Consider the following 15,275-nt stretch of genomic DNA (forward strand, 5'->3'; position numbering starts at 1 on the left):
TCCCGAAGCGCGTGCGCCTCTATGCGAGCATCAGCAAGGCATCATCGAGCGACAGCACCGTTGTGCGCGAATCGAATGCAGTGGCGAACAGATGTTCGTGTACCACCGGGTCCGGGTCGTAGCAGCAATCCTTGACCGTGTACAGGCGGAAGTCGGCATCGCTCGCATGCGCGACCGACGACAGCACGACACCAGTCGACGCAATGCCAACCATGATGAGCGAATCGACGCCTTGCGCGGAGAGTCGTGCCTGCAGATCGGTGCCAAAGAATACGCTGGCGCGATGCGCGATGATGAGCGGTTCATCGGCACGCTGGCCCAACTCCGGCGAGATCCGGTCGTCTATGAAGAGACCAAGCTGTTTGATTCCCTGCCCGTTCCTGTTCAGTGGGCTAACTTCCGGATAGCCCGGACTGAACCGGAGGTTGGCGAAGTAGACGCTGACGCCTTTGGCCCGCGCCGCGTCGCAAAGTTTCCGCGTATTCGCGAGCAAGGCCGGCGCGACGGACGGGAAGAGGCCGAGAATGTCCGTCTGATAGTGCATGACGATAAGCGCGGTTTGCGCCGGCGCGATGGGTGGGATCTGCGGGCTCATGCGCTGCTCAGACGCATTGTTGATTCCGTCATTGCTGCCAACACTGGGGCTCACGCTGATTGCCATTGCGCCTCCGAAATTGTTTTTCGTTGAACGCAGCCAGGCATCGTTTCGCCAAAAACGATGCCTTACCGCCGTGGAAATTGTACTTTAAGCCGTCACGCGGGCAACGATCAACGACGTCACGGTTCCTGGAAAATGCCGCCCACTCACGCAGCATGCGCAACCGCATACGCTGCCGCCTGCACACGCGAACTCAGCTTTAACTTGTGCAGGATGTGCTGCACATGAATCTTCACCGTCGCTTCGGCGATATTGAGCGCGCGCGCAATTTCCTTGTTGGTTCTTCCTTGCGGCGATATGCGCGAGAATTTCCGCCTCGCGAGCCGATAGATCATGAATCGGATCCTGGTCGGGCCTGGCTTCGCCCGCTTTCTCGGCGACCACGACGAATCGCGGGTCGGCCGTGAGCAGCGCTCGCCAGGCAGTTGAGATGGATCAACGCGAGTTGCGGCGTTTCGGTATGGCTCAGTTCGGCACCATCGCGCCGAACTCCGCGTGCGGGACGTGCTTTGGTCTGACGTATGGCGCGGCGCAGCGGCCGCGTTGCGCGTTCGCGCCGATGTCGCCGGAACCTCGCCCGGTGCCACATGTCAATAGAACATCTCGCGCATTCACCTGGGGGATGCCAAATGACTGCCATGCAACCAGGGGCGTCGCCCCTTTCCGAAGAGGACGCGCGGCGCCAGCTGCGCCGCGCCGTCATCGCCAGCACGATCGGCACCACGATCGAATGGTATGACTTCTTTCTCTACAGCACGGTAACGGGTCTGGTATTTGCGAAGCTGTACTTTCCGCAATCCGATCCGCTCGTCGGCACACTTCAGGCGTTTCTGATCTACGCGGTCGGCTTCATCGCGAGGCCGGTCGGTGCGGCCATATTCGGGCACTACGGCGACCGTATCGGCCGCAAAGCCACGCTCATCGTGACGCTGCTGCTGATGGGCCTTGCCACGTTCGCCGTCGCGTTTGTTCCGACCTATGCGTCCATTGGAATCTGGGGCGCCGTGATACTCACGGTGCTGCGCTTTATCCAGGGCGTGGGCGTGGGTGGTGAGTGGGGCGGCTCGGTGCTGATGTCCATGGAATGGGCCCGCACCAATGCGCACCGTGGCTTCGTCGCGTCGTGGCCGCAGTTCGGTGTGCCCGCCGGGCTGTTCCTCGCCAACCTCGCGGTGCTGGCCATGAGCGCCATTTCCGGCGACGCGTTCCTCACATGGGGCTGGCGCGTGCCGTTCTTTCTGAGCATCGTGCTGGTGGGAATCGGCCTTTATATCCGACTGAACATCCTCGAGACACCCATTTTCGCGAAGCTGCTCGCGGAGCGCAAAATCGAAAAGACGCCGATGCTCGAGGTGATCCGCCGTCAGCCGAAAGACATTCTTCTTTCGGCCGTCGCGCGCATGGCTGAACAGGCGCCGTTCTATATCTTCACGGCGTTCGTGTTCACATATGGCGTGACGACGCTCGGCGCATCCCGCGATCTACTGTTGACGGCCGTGCTGGTAGCCTCAGTGCTGGAATTCGGCACCATTCCACTGTTCGGCCATGTGTCCGATCTCATTGGGCGTCGCCGCATGTACATAATCGGCGCCGCCGCGGCGGGCCTGTTCGGCTTCCTCTACTTCGCGATGGTCGACACGCGCAATCCCACGTGGATTTTCGTGGCCATCGTGCTCTCGCTCGTGCCGCATTCGATGATGTACGGACCGCAAGCCGCGTTGATCGCCGAGTCGTTCACGGGGCGGCTGCGCTACAGCGGCGCTTCGCTTGGCTATCAGCTCGCGTCGGTGATCGCGGGCGGTCCTGCGCCGCTGATCGCGACGGCGTTGTTTGCTTACTATCACTCAGGCTACGCAATTGCCTTCTATGTGTTCCTTTGCGGAGTCCTGAGCGTGATTGCTGCTTCGCGTATGGGCGACTACACGAACAAGGACATCTCTCAGGAATACGACGAGCCGCAGTCGCTGAGCGGCAGCGAGCATGGTCATCGGCATGCCTGAGCGTGCGGTGCGGTTTGCTCTCGCATGGAGTCCGAAGGTCCGCAGAGCAGTGGCGAACCGTTGAGGAGCCGGGCCGCAGGCGATACAGCTTGCCACGGCCCGGCTGATTTTCGCGGTTTGCAGTTCGCGGTTTGCCGTGGGCTTTCCGCGTATTCTTAAGTCAAGCCGCCTGATAGCGCGACGCCGGCGTATTGGTCGACAGCAGAGTGGACATTGCGCGGCGCGCGGCCTCGTAGTCGTCCCACTTCTCGACCGCATGCAGCGAAGGAATAGTGACCAGCTCGCGGCGCTCGAAACCGACCAGCGCGGCGTCGACCATATCGTCGGCGGACATCACAATCGCCTTGTCGAGGTTCTCCAGCGGCAGGCCGGCGGTTTGCCAGAACTCGGTCGCCGTCGCGCCGGGCAGAACGGCCTGCACCTGGATGCCCTTGTCGGCCAGCTCATGATGCAGCGACTGGCTCAAGGCCAGTACGAATGCCTTGCTGCCGCCATACACGCCATTCAGGATTTCCGGCGCGATAGCCACGATGGACGCGATGTTGATCAGCGCCCCCTTGCCGCGCGCGACGAAACCGGGCACGGCCGCATAAGTGAGCCGCGTCAACGCGCTGACGTTGAGGTCGATCATGCGCTGCATCGCGTCGACGTCGCTGTCGAGAAGCGGCGTATGCGTGCCGACGCCGGCGTTATTGACGAGCAGCGTAATGCTCGCGTCCTGCTTGAGTTTGGCTTCGACGGCGGCGAGACCGGCTTTGTCGTTCAGATCGGCGTCCAGTATTTCGACGCTGCGGCGGGTTTCGGACGTGATGCGGGTCGACAGCGCGGCGAGACGCTCGCGGTTGCGGGCAACGAGAATCAAATCGTAGCCGCGCTTCGCGAGACGGTCCGCATAGATTGCGCCGATGCCCGACGACGCACCAGTAATCAGCGCGGTGCCCTTGTATGCTTCAGTCATGGTGTCACTCCTTTGCAATACGTTGTGATGGCGTGACACAATTCTGGTCAGTTTTGACGATGTCGCAAATGACATATATCGTCATCTTTTAGGACATACGGAGAAGCGGCATGCATCGCATCGGATATTTGCTGAGCGACGGTTTTCAGGTGATGGCGATCGCGACCCAGACAGTCTTCGAATATGCGAACTTCGTCGTGGGCGAGCCGTTCTACCACGTGGAGAACTTTTCGACGGCGGGCGGCGAGGTGCTTTCGTCGCTGGGCATGAGCATGAGCACCCGGCCGCTCAGATCGCGTCGCCAGGTCGACACGTGGATTGTTGCGGGCGTGAACGATCCATTGACATCGCCGCCGCCTGAAGACGTGCTCGCGTTTCTGCGCAAAACGGGGCCGCGGGCGCGGCGCATCGGCGGAATTTGCACAGGCGGTTTCGTGGTCGCCGAGGCCGGTCTGCTGTCGCAGCGCCGCGCCACCACGCACTGGGCCTATGCGCGCGAAATGCAAAAACGCTTTCCCGACGTTCGCGTGGAAGACGACCGCATTTATATCGTCGACGGTCCCATTTGGACGTCAGCCGGCATGACCGCCGGGCTCGACATGGCGCTCGCGATGGTCGAAAAAGATCTCGGCGCGGAGGTGGCGCGCTCGGTTGCGCACAAGCTCGTGATGCATCAACGGCGTTCGGGCGGACAGTCGCAGCATTCCGAAATGCTCAATCTCGCGCCGAAGTCCGACCGCATTCAGAGCGCGCTGAACTACGCACGCGAGAACCTGAGCCGCCCGCTTACCGTCGACGAACTCGCGGAGAAGGTCAATCTCAGCCCGCGTCAATTCAGCCGCGTTTTCACGCTGGAAACAGGGCAATCGCCGGCGCGCGCGGTCGAAAGCTTGCGCCTTGAAGCCGCGCGCCTGATGATCGAGCAGAGCCGGCATCCGCTCGACGTCATTGCGAAAGAGACAGGCTTTCGCGACCGGCGCCATTTGCGTGAGGCGTTCGTGCGCGGGTTCGGACTGCCGCCGCAGGCGGTGCGTCGCGAGGCGCGCAGTGCCGCGTAACGACACCTGCGCTTCGTAGCACGACGTGGCCGACCCTTACCTGACTTCGCCCGTCTCGCGTTGCGGACGGCGCACTGCGCGTACCTTTGCGCTATTGCCGCCGCCGCAAAAGAACTGCTCGCCGCCGTCCGACTCGAGTCCCGACACACCCACGCCCGCCGGCATTTGGAGGCTTTCCAGCACTTCGCCGGTACGCGGATCGACGTGGCGTAGCTCGCTTTCGTCGTCTTCCCAGGTACCGTGCCAGAGTTCTCCGTCGACCCACGTCACGCCTGTCACGAACCGATTCGACTGAATGGTGGAGAGCACCGCGCCGGTCTCGGGATCGACCTGGTGGATCTTGCGCTCGCGATACTCGCCGACCCACAGCGAACCTTCAGCCCACGCGAGCCCTGAAGCGCCGTTGCCTCCCGGTGCAGGGATAGTTGAGAGCACGCGGCCGCTGGCGGGATCGATCTTGTGGATGCGGCCCTCGGCGATCTGGTACAGATGCTGGCCGTCGAAGGCCGTGCCCGCATCCGCGGCGATCTCGATGGTGTGCAGCGTTTGACCGCTGGCGGGATCGAATGCGTTGAGTGTCTTGCCGGCCGCGATCCAGACGTGCTGGCCGTCATACGTGACGCCGCCCACTTGCTGGACGTCCGGGAAAGGACCGTATTCACGGATGATGGTGGCGTTTGATCGATTCATGCTGTCATCCTAGTTGAGCGTGACCGGCGTGGGGAGTAACAAGGTTGTCGCGAATCCGGAGGCGGGCGGAGCCATCCAGCGGCGCGCGCGTCCTTGACCGAAAGACTGCGCTTTGCCCGCAGCCGCGAGCGAATCGAGCGCGCGCTGCACGGTGCGCTGGCTGGCGCCGAGTGCGAGCGCGAGTGCGGAGCTCGACCACGACTCGCCATCGGCGAGCAGCGCGAGCATGGCCGCATGAGTTTCGTCGACGGGCCGCGCGAGCAGCACAACCTCATGCCCGCGACGCGGCGCCAACGCAAAGCCGTGCCGCGTCGCGTTGACATCGGCCAACGCGGCAAGCACGGTGCGCAGCCGGCCCATTTCGACCCGCAGGCGCGCGCGATGCGAGTCGTCAGCGTGTCTGGTTCTGAAGGCGCGTGCGATCAGCGCGTCGCGCGGCACGTCGGCGGGCCATGCTTCGGCAAGCTGGTACGCGAGGTTGAACAACACCGGGCGCCGCGTCAGCGAGACAACCGTCCCCGCCTTCTGCACGACGTGGCGGCATGCGTCGATCACGAGCGCCTCCGACGCGAGCAGGCCTTCCACTTCATCAAGCAGCAACAGGCGCTCGTTGCCGCCTGCGATCAGACGCGCGGCCGGCAGCTGCAAGATATGCGAAGCGCTTTCCACTTCGGCAAAGAGCGCGGGAATGCGGGCTTCATGCGCGGCATGCCGCGCCCGGGCAAACGCGACGCGGGCCGCGGCGGTCTGCAAACGCCGCAGCGCGACGCCCGCCACGACAAGCTCATGCGCGGCCCTTAACGCGGGCGGCAAAGGTGCGGGATCGAGCGCGCCAAGCAGGCGTTCGGCGTCGTCGATCTGGCCGATCAACATGAGCCGCCGTATCTCCAGATAGCCTGCATGGGCAGCGTTGACGTGGTCGCCGTGTGCCTGGAGTGCCGCGCGCGCGTCACTGAGCGCCTTCGTTGGCCACGCAAGATCGCGCGATGCGAGCGCGATCTCTGCTTCCGCAACGACGCAGCGCGCGCGGGCCACCGCGTGCCTCGCGCCGAACGCGCGCGCCGCGCTTCGCACGAGCGCCTTCGCTCGCACCAGATCGCCGAGCTGCGCCATTGCGATGCCGCGCAGCGCGAGCGCCGGCGCGTCGTCGCGCAACGCGACGCGCTTCAATGCGCCGAGCGGATCACCGGCCGCGAGTGCCTGCGCCGCAGCCTGAATGAGCGGGTCGGTCTTCATTGAAATCGCGCCACACTTGTCACTCCCACCGTCGGAAATCCCGGTACTAATCTAGCACGACCGCTAACCAGTACGTCGTATCGAAACGATCGAACGACGAAGGAAAACCCAACGGAGAGAGCCATGACCACGACACATACCACCGGCACCCGCGAGCAATGGCTGGCGGCACGCCTCGACCTGCTCGACGCCGAAAAAGAGTTGACGCGCCGCAGCGATGAACTGGCGCGACGCCGTCAGGAGTTGCCCTGGGTTCGCGTCGACAAGAGCTACCGGTTCGAGACCGAGGAGGGCAGTGCGTCGCTCGCCGATCTGTTTGCGGGACGCTCGCAGCTGCTCGTCTATCACTTCATGTTCGGGCCGGACTACAAGGCGGGTTGTCCGTCGTGCTCGGCGATTGCGGATGGGTTCGACGGTTTTGCGGTGCATCTCGCGAATCACGACGTGAGGCTGATGGCAATATCGCGGGCGCCCCTCGCGAAGCTGCAGGAATACAAGCGGCGCATGGGGTGGACGTTCCCGTGGGCTTCATCGGCGGGCAGCGACTTCAACTTCGACTTCAACATCTCGTTCACCGAAGCGCAGCAGCGCGAGGGCACCGTCGAATACAACTATCAGCGCGGGCGTCACGCAATGGACGCGGTGCCGGCGCCCGAGCCCGTCGCGCAGTTCGCCGCGACCTGCGGGACGGACGCGTCCACCTACGCGCGGGACCGGCCAGGACTCAGCGCGTTCGTGCTCGAGGACGGCGACGTGTACCACACATACTCCACCTATGCGCGTGGACTCGACGGTCTGTGGGGCATGTACCAGTGGCTCGACCGTGCGCCGAAGGGGCGCAACGAGACGGGCATCTGGTGGCGCCGTCACGACGAATACGAAAAGCGCTGAGGCGTGTGATGAATCTCGTTGGCGTTGGCGAATCCGGCAAGCTCGCGAGCGCACGAACCGGCACGCGATTCGATGCTCGCAGCGCCGTTTTTTACGGCGTCTGCGGCGTGCTGTTCGCCAGCAGCGCCGGGGCGACCATCGCGGCGTGCCTGTCCATGTCGACGATGGGCGAGATGCCCATGCCCGGCGGCTGGACCATGTCGATGATGTGGCTGCCCATGTGCGGGAAGACGTGGCTTCGCGTTGCGGCGTCGTTCGTCGGCATGTGGATCGCGATGATGATTGCGATGATGCTGCCTTCGTTTGCGCCTGCGTTGTGGCGCTATGGCGAAGCGCTCCGTAGGGCAGGGCACACGCGAGTGGCCATGCTGAGATGGCTGGCCGGCCTCGGCTATTTCACCGTATGGGCCGCGTTGGGCGTGACCGTGTTCGCACTCGGCGCGGCTTTGGCAGGGCTCGAGATGCGGATGCCGGCGCTTTCGCGTGCGATACCCGTTTCTGGCGGCGCGGTCGTCCTCCTCGCCGGCACGTTGCAATTGTCCGCCTGGAAGGCGCATTATCTGCACTGCTGCCGGCGCGATCCGGAATGCGACCACGCAATCTTGCCGTCGCGTGCTGCTACTGCATTACGATATGGTTTGCGCCTCGGCCTCCACTGCTGCTATTGCTGCGCGGGCTTGACCGCGGTGCTCGTCGTGATGGGCGTGATGAATCCGCTTGCAATGGCTGTTGTAACGGCTGCCATTACGCTCGAACGTCTCGCGCCGCGCGGTCGGCTTGTCGCGCGGGGTGTTGGGTTTGCGATCGTCGGCATGGGCTTGTTGATGATTGTGCGAGCCGCCGCGCTCGTGTAAAAGACTTCTTCGCAACGCTAAATAAAACAGAATCAGACCGATGACCCGATATGTTGCTCTTCTGCGCGCGGTGAACGTTGGCGGCACCGGCAAGCTTCCCATGGCGGAGTTGCGAAGCATGTGCGAGTCGCTCGGCTTCACGAATGTTCGCACGTACATTGCGAGCGGCAATGTGGTGTTCGACAGCAAGCTTGGCGAAGCTTCGGTAAAGAGCCGGCTTGAGGGTTGCCTCGAGCAATATGCGGGCAAGCCGGTGGGCGTCGCCGTACGCACCGGCACGGAACTCGCGCAAGTGCTGGAAGCGAATCCGTTCAAGTCCGCGGCCTCGAACCGGACGGTTGCGATTTTTCTCGACGCGCCCCCGCCTGCCGATGCACTGGCCCACGCCAGCGGCCAGCGGGACGAAGAAATGGCACTCGGCGCGCGCGAGATTTACGTCTACTACAACGAAGGAATGGCGGACACAAAACTCAAAATTTCCGCCGCGAAGACGGGAACCGCACGCAACATGAACACGGTCGCCAAGCTCGTTGAAATGGCGTGCGAGTAGCGCAGACGGCGTTTGCGCATCGGCGCGCACAAAAAAGGCGGCACATCGCGTGCCGCCGGTTCACATACTGCCAACTGCTGCGTCAGACGCTTAGCGCACCTTGCCCGCCTTCCACGCGGACAGCAACTGCTCATACTTGACCGTCTCGCCCTTCGGCTTTTCGTTGCCGAGCTTCTTCCACGGCGCGTGCTGATCGGACAACCACTTGGACGGATCGCTTTGCGCGTTCAGCTCCGGCGCGCAGACCTTCATGCCGGCACGCTGCAAGCGGGACAACACCTGGTCCATTTCCTTCGCGAGGTTATCCATCGCGGCCTGCGGAGTCTTTTCACCGGCGACTGCAGTGCCGACGTTTTTCCACCAGAGCTGTGCCATCTTCGGATAGTCGGGCACGTTGTTGCCGGTCGGCGTCCAGGCGACGCGCGCGGGGCTGCGATAGAACTCGATCAGACCACCGTACTTGTCGGCATTCTTCGTGAAGTAGTCGCTATGAATGTCGGAGTCCCGAATGAACGTGAGACCGACGATCGACTTTTTCAGCGACACGCTCTTTGACGTCACGAACTGCGCATACAGCCATGCGGCGGCGCGCTGATTGGCCGGCGTCGACTTGAAGAAGGTCCACGAGCCGACGTCCTGATAGCCGTTCTGCATGCCGTCCTTCCAGTATGCGCCGTGCGGCGAGGGCGCCATGCGCCACTTCGGTGTGCCGTCCGGATTCGTCACGTTGCCGGGCTTGAGCATCGACGCGGTGAACGCGGTGTACCAGAACACCTGCTGCGCGATTTTGCCTTGCGCAGGCACCGGGCCCGCTTCGCTGAACGTCATGCCGGAAGCTTCGGGCGGCGCATATTTTTTGAGCCAGTCGATGTATTTGGTGGTCGCGTACACGGCGGCCGGGCTGTTTGTGCCGCCGCCGCGCGACACCGACGCGCCCACCGGATGACAGCCGTCCGGCGTGACGCGGATGCCCCATTCGTCCACCGGCAGGCCGTTCGGAATGCCCTTGTCGGCTTCGCCTGCCATTGAAAGCCATGCGTCCGTGAAGCGCCATCCTAACGACGGATCTTTCTTGCCGTAGTCCATGTGGCCGTACACTTTTTCGCCGTCGATGGTCTTCACGTCATTCGTAAAGAATTCGGCGATGTCTTCGTACGCGGACCAGTTCACCGGCACGCCGAGTTCGTAGCCGTACTTCGCCTTGAACTTGTCCTGCAAGTCCTTGCGGGCGAACCAGTCCGCGCGGAACCAGTAGAGGTTGGCGAACTGCTGGTCGGGCAACTGGTAGAGCTTCTTGTCCGGCGCGGTCGTAAAGCTCGTGCCGATAAAGTCCTTCAGATCGAGGCCCGGGTTCGTGTATTCCTTGCCCTCGCCCGCCATGTAATCGGATAGCGGGATGATGACGCCATAGCGATAATGCGTGCCGATCAGATCGGAATCGGAAATCCAGCCGTCGTAGATGCTTTGGCCCGATTGCATGGACGTCTGCAATTTCTCGACGACGTCGCCTTCCTGAATGATGTCGTGCTTCACCTGAATGCCGGTGATTTCAGTGAACGCCTTCGCGAGCGTTTTCGATTCGTAGATGTGCGTGTCGATGGTTTCCGACACCACGTGAATTTCCTTCACGCCTTGCGACTTGAGTTTGTTCGCAGTGTCGACGAACCATTTCATTTCGTCCATCTGCTGCTGCTTCGAAAGCGTGCTCGGCTGAAACTCGCTGTCGACCCATTTCTGCGCTTCAGGCACGCCCGCCATTGCCTGGTTCCCAAAGGCACCCGACACGATGCTTGCCACTGCGAGCGCGACGATCCGTCTCCTCTGTTGCATGGTCTTCTCCTGTGTCCTTCGTGCCCCTCCAATCTTTCCGGCGCCCGCCTGGGGCATCAGCGGAACCGGCAGTTGCGAGTGCTCATTGCGTGCGTCTGTTTTTAGCCTTTCCACATGATTGCGAGCAGAACCACTAGCGAGGCCACGAAGCCCGGCCACGAATTCGAGCCTTCGGCGCTGATGCCGATCCACGCGAGATTCACATAGGCGGCCGCGAGCAGGCCGATGAACAGGCGATCGCCGCGCGTCGTCGCAATAGGCAGAAAGCCTTTGCGTTCGTGCGTCGGCGAGCGCAGTTCCCACGCCGTCATGCCGGCCAGCATCACGACAATGCAGACGAAGAAGATCGCCACCTCGGGCGTCCAGTACATCCACGTGAACATCAGACTCTCCCCATCGCGAAGCCCTTCGCGATGTAGTTGCGCACGAAGTAGATCACCAGTGCGCCGGGGACGATGGTCAGCACGCCCGCCGCCGACAGCACGCCCCAGTCCATGCCCGCCGCCGACACCGTGCGGGTCATGACCGCCGCAATCGGCTTCGCGTTGACGGAAGTCAGCGTGCGGGCGAGCAGCAGTTCGACCCAGCTGAACATGAAGCAGAAAAACGCCGTGACGCCGACGCCCGACTTGATTAGCGGCAGAAAGATCTTCACGAAGAAAGCCGGGAACGTATAGCCGTCGATATACGCCGTTTCGTCGATTTCGCGCGACACGCCCGACATGAAGCCTTCGAGAATCCACACCGCAAGCGGCACATTGAACAGCATGTGCGCAAGCGCAACCGCGATATACGTGTCGGTCAAACCGACGCTCGAATAGAGCTGGAAAAACGGCAGCAGGAACACGGCGGGCGGCGTCATCCGGTTGGTGAGCAGCCAGAAGAACATGTGCTTGTCGCCGAGAAAGCGATAGCGCGAGAACGCATAGGCGGCGGGCAGTGCGACGAGCACCGACATTACCGTGTTCATCAGCACGTAGATGATCGAGTTGATATAGCCCCAGTACCAGGACGGGTCGGTGAAGATGATCTTGTAGTTCTCGAACGTCACGTGCTGCGGCAGCGTGGCGAACGTCGACATGGTTTCTTCGTTCGTGCGCAGCGAGATCGACAACATCCAGTAAAGCGGAATCAGCGCGAACGCCATGTAGACGACGAGCACCAGCGTGCGCATCCAGCGGCGCTTATCCTGCATGTTCGTCTCCTTCCGCAGCGGGGCCGCCTTTGCCGACGCGGCTCATCCAGTTATAGAGAATGAAGCACAGCAGCAGAATGATGAGGAAGTAGATCAGCGAGAAAGCCGCGGCCGGGCCGAGGTCGAATTGGCCGACCGCTTTTTGCGTCAGGTACTGGCTCAGGAAGGTTGTCGAATCGCCGGGGCCGCCGCCAGTCAGCACGAACGGTTCGGTGTAGATCATGAAGCTGTCCATGAAACGCAGCAGCACGGCGATCATCAGCACGCCGCGCATCTTCGGCAATTCGATGTAGCGGAAGACCGCGAAGCGGCTCGCGCCGTCGATCTCGGCGGCCTGGTAGAACGCATCGGGAATCGCGCGCAAGCCTGCATAGCACAGCAGCGCGACGAGCGGTGTCCAGTGCCAGATGTCCATGACGAGCACGGTGACCCATGCGGCCGTAGGACTTGCCGTGTAGTTGTAGTCGAAGCCGAGGCTATTGAGCCAGTAACCGAGCAGGCCGATATCCGGGCGTCCGAAGATCTGCCAGATCGTGCCGACCACGTTCCATGGAATCAGCAAGGGCATGGCGAGCACGACGAGCGCCGCCGATGCGCGCCAGCCGGAAGCCGGCATGGAAAGCGCGAGGCCCACGCCTAGCGGAATCTCGAACAGCAGCACGCACGCGGAAAAAATGATCTGCCTGCCGAGCGCGCCGCGCAGATCGGGGTCGGTCATGATGTTGCGAAACCACTCGGTGCCGACAAACACATGCTGTGTCGGACTGATGATGTCCTGCACCGAATAGTTGACGACGGTCATGAGCGGCAGGATCGCCGAAAACGCCACGCAGATGAACACGGGCACGACGAGGAGCCACGCTTTCTGATTGACGGGCTTGTTCATCGCGCGACCCCTTCGGAGATGCGTGTGCCGATTCTTTCGTCGTTGCAGAAGAACACCGTTTCGGGCGCGGCCACGCGCAGCCAGGCGGGTCCGTCGACCACGCGCAAATGCGGCTCGAGCTTCGCGTTGAATACGTGGCCGTCGCACTGCGCGGTAACGAGCTGATAGTTGCCGAGTTGCTGTGCGCGCAGAACCTCAACCTGCACGGCGCCCGCCTGGCGTTCGCTTGCGAGCCGCACGAATTCCGGACGAATGCCCAGTGTCAGCGCGCCGTTTGCATGCGCATGCGCATCTTTCAGCGTCGCGAGTGTGGCGGTGTCAAGCGTGAGGCGTTGCGAGCCGATTCGCACGCCTTCGGCATCCAGCTCGAGCGGACACAGATTCATGCCGGGGCTGCCGATGAAGTAGCCGACAAACGCATGATCCGGCCGCAGAAAAAGCGCGTCGGCGCCGCCCTTCTGAACAATGCGGCCGTTCGTCATGACCACGACTTCATCGGCGAAGGTGAGCGCCTCGACCTGATCGTGCGTGACGTAGATGAGCGTGAGCTTGAGTTGCTGATGGATCTTCTTTAACTGCCGGCGCAGCATCCATTTCATGGCCGGATCGATCACGGTCAGCGGTTCGTCGAACAGGATCGCCGCGACGTCCTGGCGCACGAGGCCGCGTCCAAGCGATATTTTCTGCTTTGCGTCCGCCGCGAGATTGCTGGCCTTGTGCGGAAGATCGCGTGTCATATCGAGAATTTCGGCCACTTCATGCACACGCTTTCTCACTTCAGCGGCGGGCATCTTGCGGTTGCGCAGCGGAAACGCGAGGTTCTCGAACACGGTCATCGTGTCGTAGATCACGGGGAACTGGAACACCTGGGCAATGTTGCGCTCGCGTGCGCTGAGCGCGGTCACGTCGCGCCCGTCGAACAGCACCTTGCCCTCGGACGGTTTGACGAGACCGGATACGATATTCAGCAGCGTGGTCTTGCCGCAACCGGACGGCCCGAGCAGCGCATAGGCGCCGCCGTCTTCCCACACCATGCTCATGGGCTGCAGTGCATAGTCGTCGAGCGCCGCCGGGTTCGGTCGATACGCATGCGCGAGATTCTGGAATTCAATGCGCGCCATAAGCGGCCTCCGGGCTGGATACCAGCTTCGTATCCGCGCCGAACACAAACAGTTCGTCGGGGTCGACGAAAACGTCGAGTCGAGTGCCGAGTTCGATCTGATGCACGCCCTGCAACTGCGCAACGAGGTCGATGCCGCCCGTCAGTGTATGCAGGTGCAGATAGGTTTCCGAGCCGCTCAGCTCGGCGAGTTCGAGCCGGCATGGAACCGCAACCGCATGCGGGGACTTCGCCTCGAGACGCAGGTGTCCTGGACGGATGCCGATGCGGCACGCGCCGTTTGCCGCGGTGCTGTTGCGCACCGGAACGTCGATGCCGACCGGCAGACGTGCGGTGCCGTTTCCGGTCAGCTCGCTCGTCAGCATGTTCATGGGCGGATCGTTGAAGACGGCTGCGGCGTCCACGTTGACGGGCGCGTTGTAGACGTCGAGCGTGGGACCGAACTGCAGCACGCGGCCTTTATCCACGACCGCGGTGTGGCCGCCGAGCAGTAGCGCTTCGAGAGGCTCGGTGGTTGCGTACACCACGGTCGTCTTGCCGTCCGCGAAAAGCGTAGCCAGCTCCATGCGCAATTCCTCGCGCAGCTTGTAGTCGAGGTTCACGAGCGGTTCGTCGAGCAGTACGAGAGACGTGCGCTTGACGAGCGCACGCGCGAGCGCGCAGCGCTGCTGTTGACCACCCGACAGTTCGCTCGGCCGCCGCTCCAGCAGATGCTCGATGTGCAGTTTCGCCGCGACTTCGAGTACGCGCCGGCGGATTTCCGCGGAGTCGGTCTTCTGTAACTGGAGCGGCGAGGCGATGTTCTCGAAGACGGTCATCGCCGGGTAATTGATGAACTGCTGATAGACCATGGCCAGATTGCGCTGGCGCACGCTGACGCCTGTCACGTCCTGACCGTCGGCCAGCACGCGGCCCGAATTGGGTTTGTCCAGCCCGGCCATGACACGCATAAGCGTAGTCTTGCCCGCCTGGGTCGGACCCAGCAGCACATTGATGGCGCCTGGGACAAGACGCAAATCCACGCCGTACAGATACGGTTGCCCGCCGGAAACGACACTGACTTGCTCCAGTTCCAGGACCAAATTGCTCTCCTTTCGGGCGCGCGGGACACCGTCCGCAAAGCCGGGGGCTTTACGGCGATATCGAATGGGTTGCACTTGGATTACACGCAGCAGACAGAATTTCCCTTTTGTTGGTTTGCGTTTAAATCGGGGTTAACCTTACGAAAGACGGAAATAGAGAACTTCGTCGACACGGGTTTCCGTAAGGGCTCGGGGCAAGACCGTTTGCTGTCGCGCCGATGCTCAACAATTGGGAAGGCGAAGCCGCCACCGAGTGGCCGAATTAAC

At 62.4% G+C, this 15,275-nt stretch carries 15 protein-coding genes and 1 pseudogene; 5 read left to right on the plus strand and 11 right to left on the minus strand.

Annotated features, from left to right (window positions below; all coding sequences use genetic code 11):
* Positions 1-19: 19 nt before the first annotated feature.
* Entirely contained in the window at positions 20-661 is a 642-nt protein-coding gene (locus tag A3AC_RS0112980; protein WP_025599330.1) for an isochorismatase family cysteine hydrolase, read from the minus strand.
* Positions 662-804: 143 nt separating this feature from the next.
* Positions 805-945, minus strand: a pseudogene (locus A3AC_RS0112985) (LuxR C-terminal-related transcriptional regulator); the annotation flags it as partial.
* A gap of 342 nt (positions 946-1,287) precedes the next feature.
* On the opposite strand from A3AC_RS0112985, the gene A3AC_RS0112990 reads away from it, so the two are divergent.
* Positions 1,288-2,658 carry an MFS transporter gene (locus A3AC_RS0112990; RefSeq protein WP_025599332.1) on the plus strand — a complete coding sequence of 457 codons (1,371 nt, stop codon included), beginning with the start codon at positions 1,288-1,290 and terminating at the stop codon, positions 2,656-2,658.
* A gap of 160 nt (positions 2,659-2,818) precedes the next feature.
* Here A3AC_RS0112990 and A3AC_RS0112995 read toward each other — a convergent pair whose 3' ends face one another.
* Positions 2,819-3,616 (minus strand): SDR family NAD(P)-dependent oxidoreductase, encoded by a 798-nt coding sequence (locus tag A3AC_RS0112995; protein ID WP_025599333.1) that lies wholly within the window; start codon positions 3,614-3,616, stop codon positions 2,819-2,821.
* Between the two features lie 110 nt (positions 3,617-3,726).
* Between A3AC_RS0112995 and A3AC_RS0113000 the strand changes: the two genes are divergently transcribed.
* A complete protein-coding gene (locus A3AC_RS0113000; RefSeq protein ID WP_025599334.1) occupies positions 3,727-4,674 on the plus strand; it encodes a GlxA family transcriptional regulator in 948 nt (315 codons plus the stop codon).
* A gap of 36 nt (positions 4,675-4,710) precedes the next feature.
* On the opposite strand, the gene A3AC_RS0113005 is transcribed toward A3AC_RS0113000, so the two are convergent.
* Complete coding sequence (locus tag A3AC_RS0113005; protein WP_025599335.1) at positions 4,711-5,364, minus strand: Vgb family protein; 654 nt, start codon at positions 5,362-5,364, stop codon at positions 4,711-4,713.
* A 9-nt stretch (positions 5,365-5,373) separates the two neighbouring features.
* On the minus strand, positions 5,374-6,600 hold the full coding sequence (locus A3AC_RS0113010) for a hypothetical protein (RefSeq protein ID WP_025599336.1): 1,227 nt from the start codon (positions 6,598-6,600) through the stop codon (positions 5,374-5,376).
* A 123-nt stretch (positions 6,601-6,723) separates the two neighbouring features.
* Here A3AC_RS0113010 and A3AC_RS0113015 point away from each other — a divergent pair, with 123 nt between their 5' ends.
* Genes A3AC_RS0113015 through A3AC_RS0113025 form a run of 3 tightly spaced genes read left to right on the plus strand, consistent with a single transcriptional unit; the run spans position 6,724 to position 8,895 of the window.
* Positions 6,724-7,491 carry a DUF899 domain-containing protein gene (locus A3AC_RS0113015; RefSeq protein WP_025599337.1) on the plus strand — a complete coding sequence of 256 codons (768 nt, stop codon included), beginning with the start codon at positions 6,724-6,726 and terminating at the stop codon, positions 7,489-7,491.
* 8 nt (positions 7,492-7,499) lie between these two features.
* A complete protein-coding gene (locus A3AC_RS0113020) occupies positions 7,500-8,345 on the plus strand; it encodes a DUF2182 domain-containing protein (protein WP_025599338.1) in 846 nt (281 codons plus the stop codon).
* A gap of 40 nt (positions 8,346-8,385) precedes the next feature.
* Positions 8,386-8,895 carry a DUF1697 domain-containing protein gene (locus tag A3AC_RS0113025; RefSeq protein ID WP_025599339.1) on the plus strand — a complete coding sequence of 170 codons (510 nt, stop codon included), beginning with the start codon at positions 8,386-8,388 and terminating at the stop codon, positions 8,893-8,895.
* 90 nt (positions 8,896-8,985) lie between these two features.
* Here A3AC_RS0113025 and A3AC_RS0113030 read toward each other — a convergent pair whose 3' ends face one another.
* From A3AC_RS0113030 to A3AC_RS0113055, 6 genes are all read right to left on the minus strand, one after another.
* On the minus strand, positions 8,986-10,725 hold the full coding sequence (locus tag A3AC_RS0113030; protein ID WP_025599341.1) for an ABC transporter substrate-binding protein: 1,740 nt from the start codon (positions 10,723-10,725) through the stop codon (positions 8,986-8,988).
* A gap of 101 nt (positions 10,726-10,826) precedes the next feature.
* Positions 10,827-11,108, minus strand: coding sequence for a DUF2160 domain-containing protein (locus A3AC_RS0113035; RefSeq protein ID WP_013342308.1), 282 nt, complete (start codon positions 11,106-11,108; stop codon positions 10,827-10,829).
* The gene (locus tag A3AC_RS0113040) at positions 11,108-11,920 is read right to left on the minus strand and encodes a carbohydrate ABC transporter permease (protein WP_025599343.1); all 813 of its coding nucleotides are present in this window, start codon (positions 11,918-11,920) and stop codon (positions 11,108-11,110) included. Before A3AC_RS0113040 ends, A3AC_RS0113035 begins: the two co-directional genes overlap by 1 nt.
* Positions 11,910-12,806 carry a carbohydrate ABC transporter permease gene (locus tag A3AC_RS0113045; protein WP_025599344.1) on the minus strand — a complete coding sequence of 299 codons (897 nt, stop codon included), beginning with the start codon at positions 12,804-12,806 and terminating at the stop codon, positions 11,910-11,912. Before A3AC_RS0113045 ends, A3AC_RS0113040 begins: the two co-directional genes overlap by 11 nt.
* The gene (locus tag A3AC_RS0113050; protein ID WP_025599345.1) at positions 12,803-13,927 is read right to left on the minus strand and encodes an ABC transporter ATP-binding protein; all 1,125 of its coding nucleotides are present in this window, start codon (positions 13,925-13,927) and stop codon (positions 12,803-12,805) included. The genes A3AC_RS0113045 and A3AC_RS0113050 overlap by 4 nt, the downstream gene beginning before the upstream one ends.
* Positions 13,914-15,008, minus strand: coding sequence for an ABC transporter ATP-binding protein (locus tag A3AC_RS0113055; protein ID WP_025599346.1), 1,095 nt, complete (start codon positions 15,006-15,008; stop codon positions 13,914-13,916). Before A3AC_RS0113055 ends, A3AC_RS0113050 begins: the two co-directional genes overlap by 14 nt.
* Between the last annotated feature and the right edge of the window lie 267 nt (positions 15,009-15,275).

This window comes from Burkholderia sp. WSM2230, from assembly GCF_000472445.1.
Lineage (GTDB): Bacteria > Pseudomonadota > Gammaproteobacteria > Burkholderiales > Burkholderiaceae > Paraburkholderia.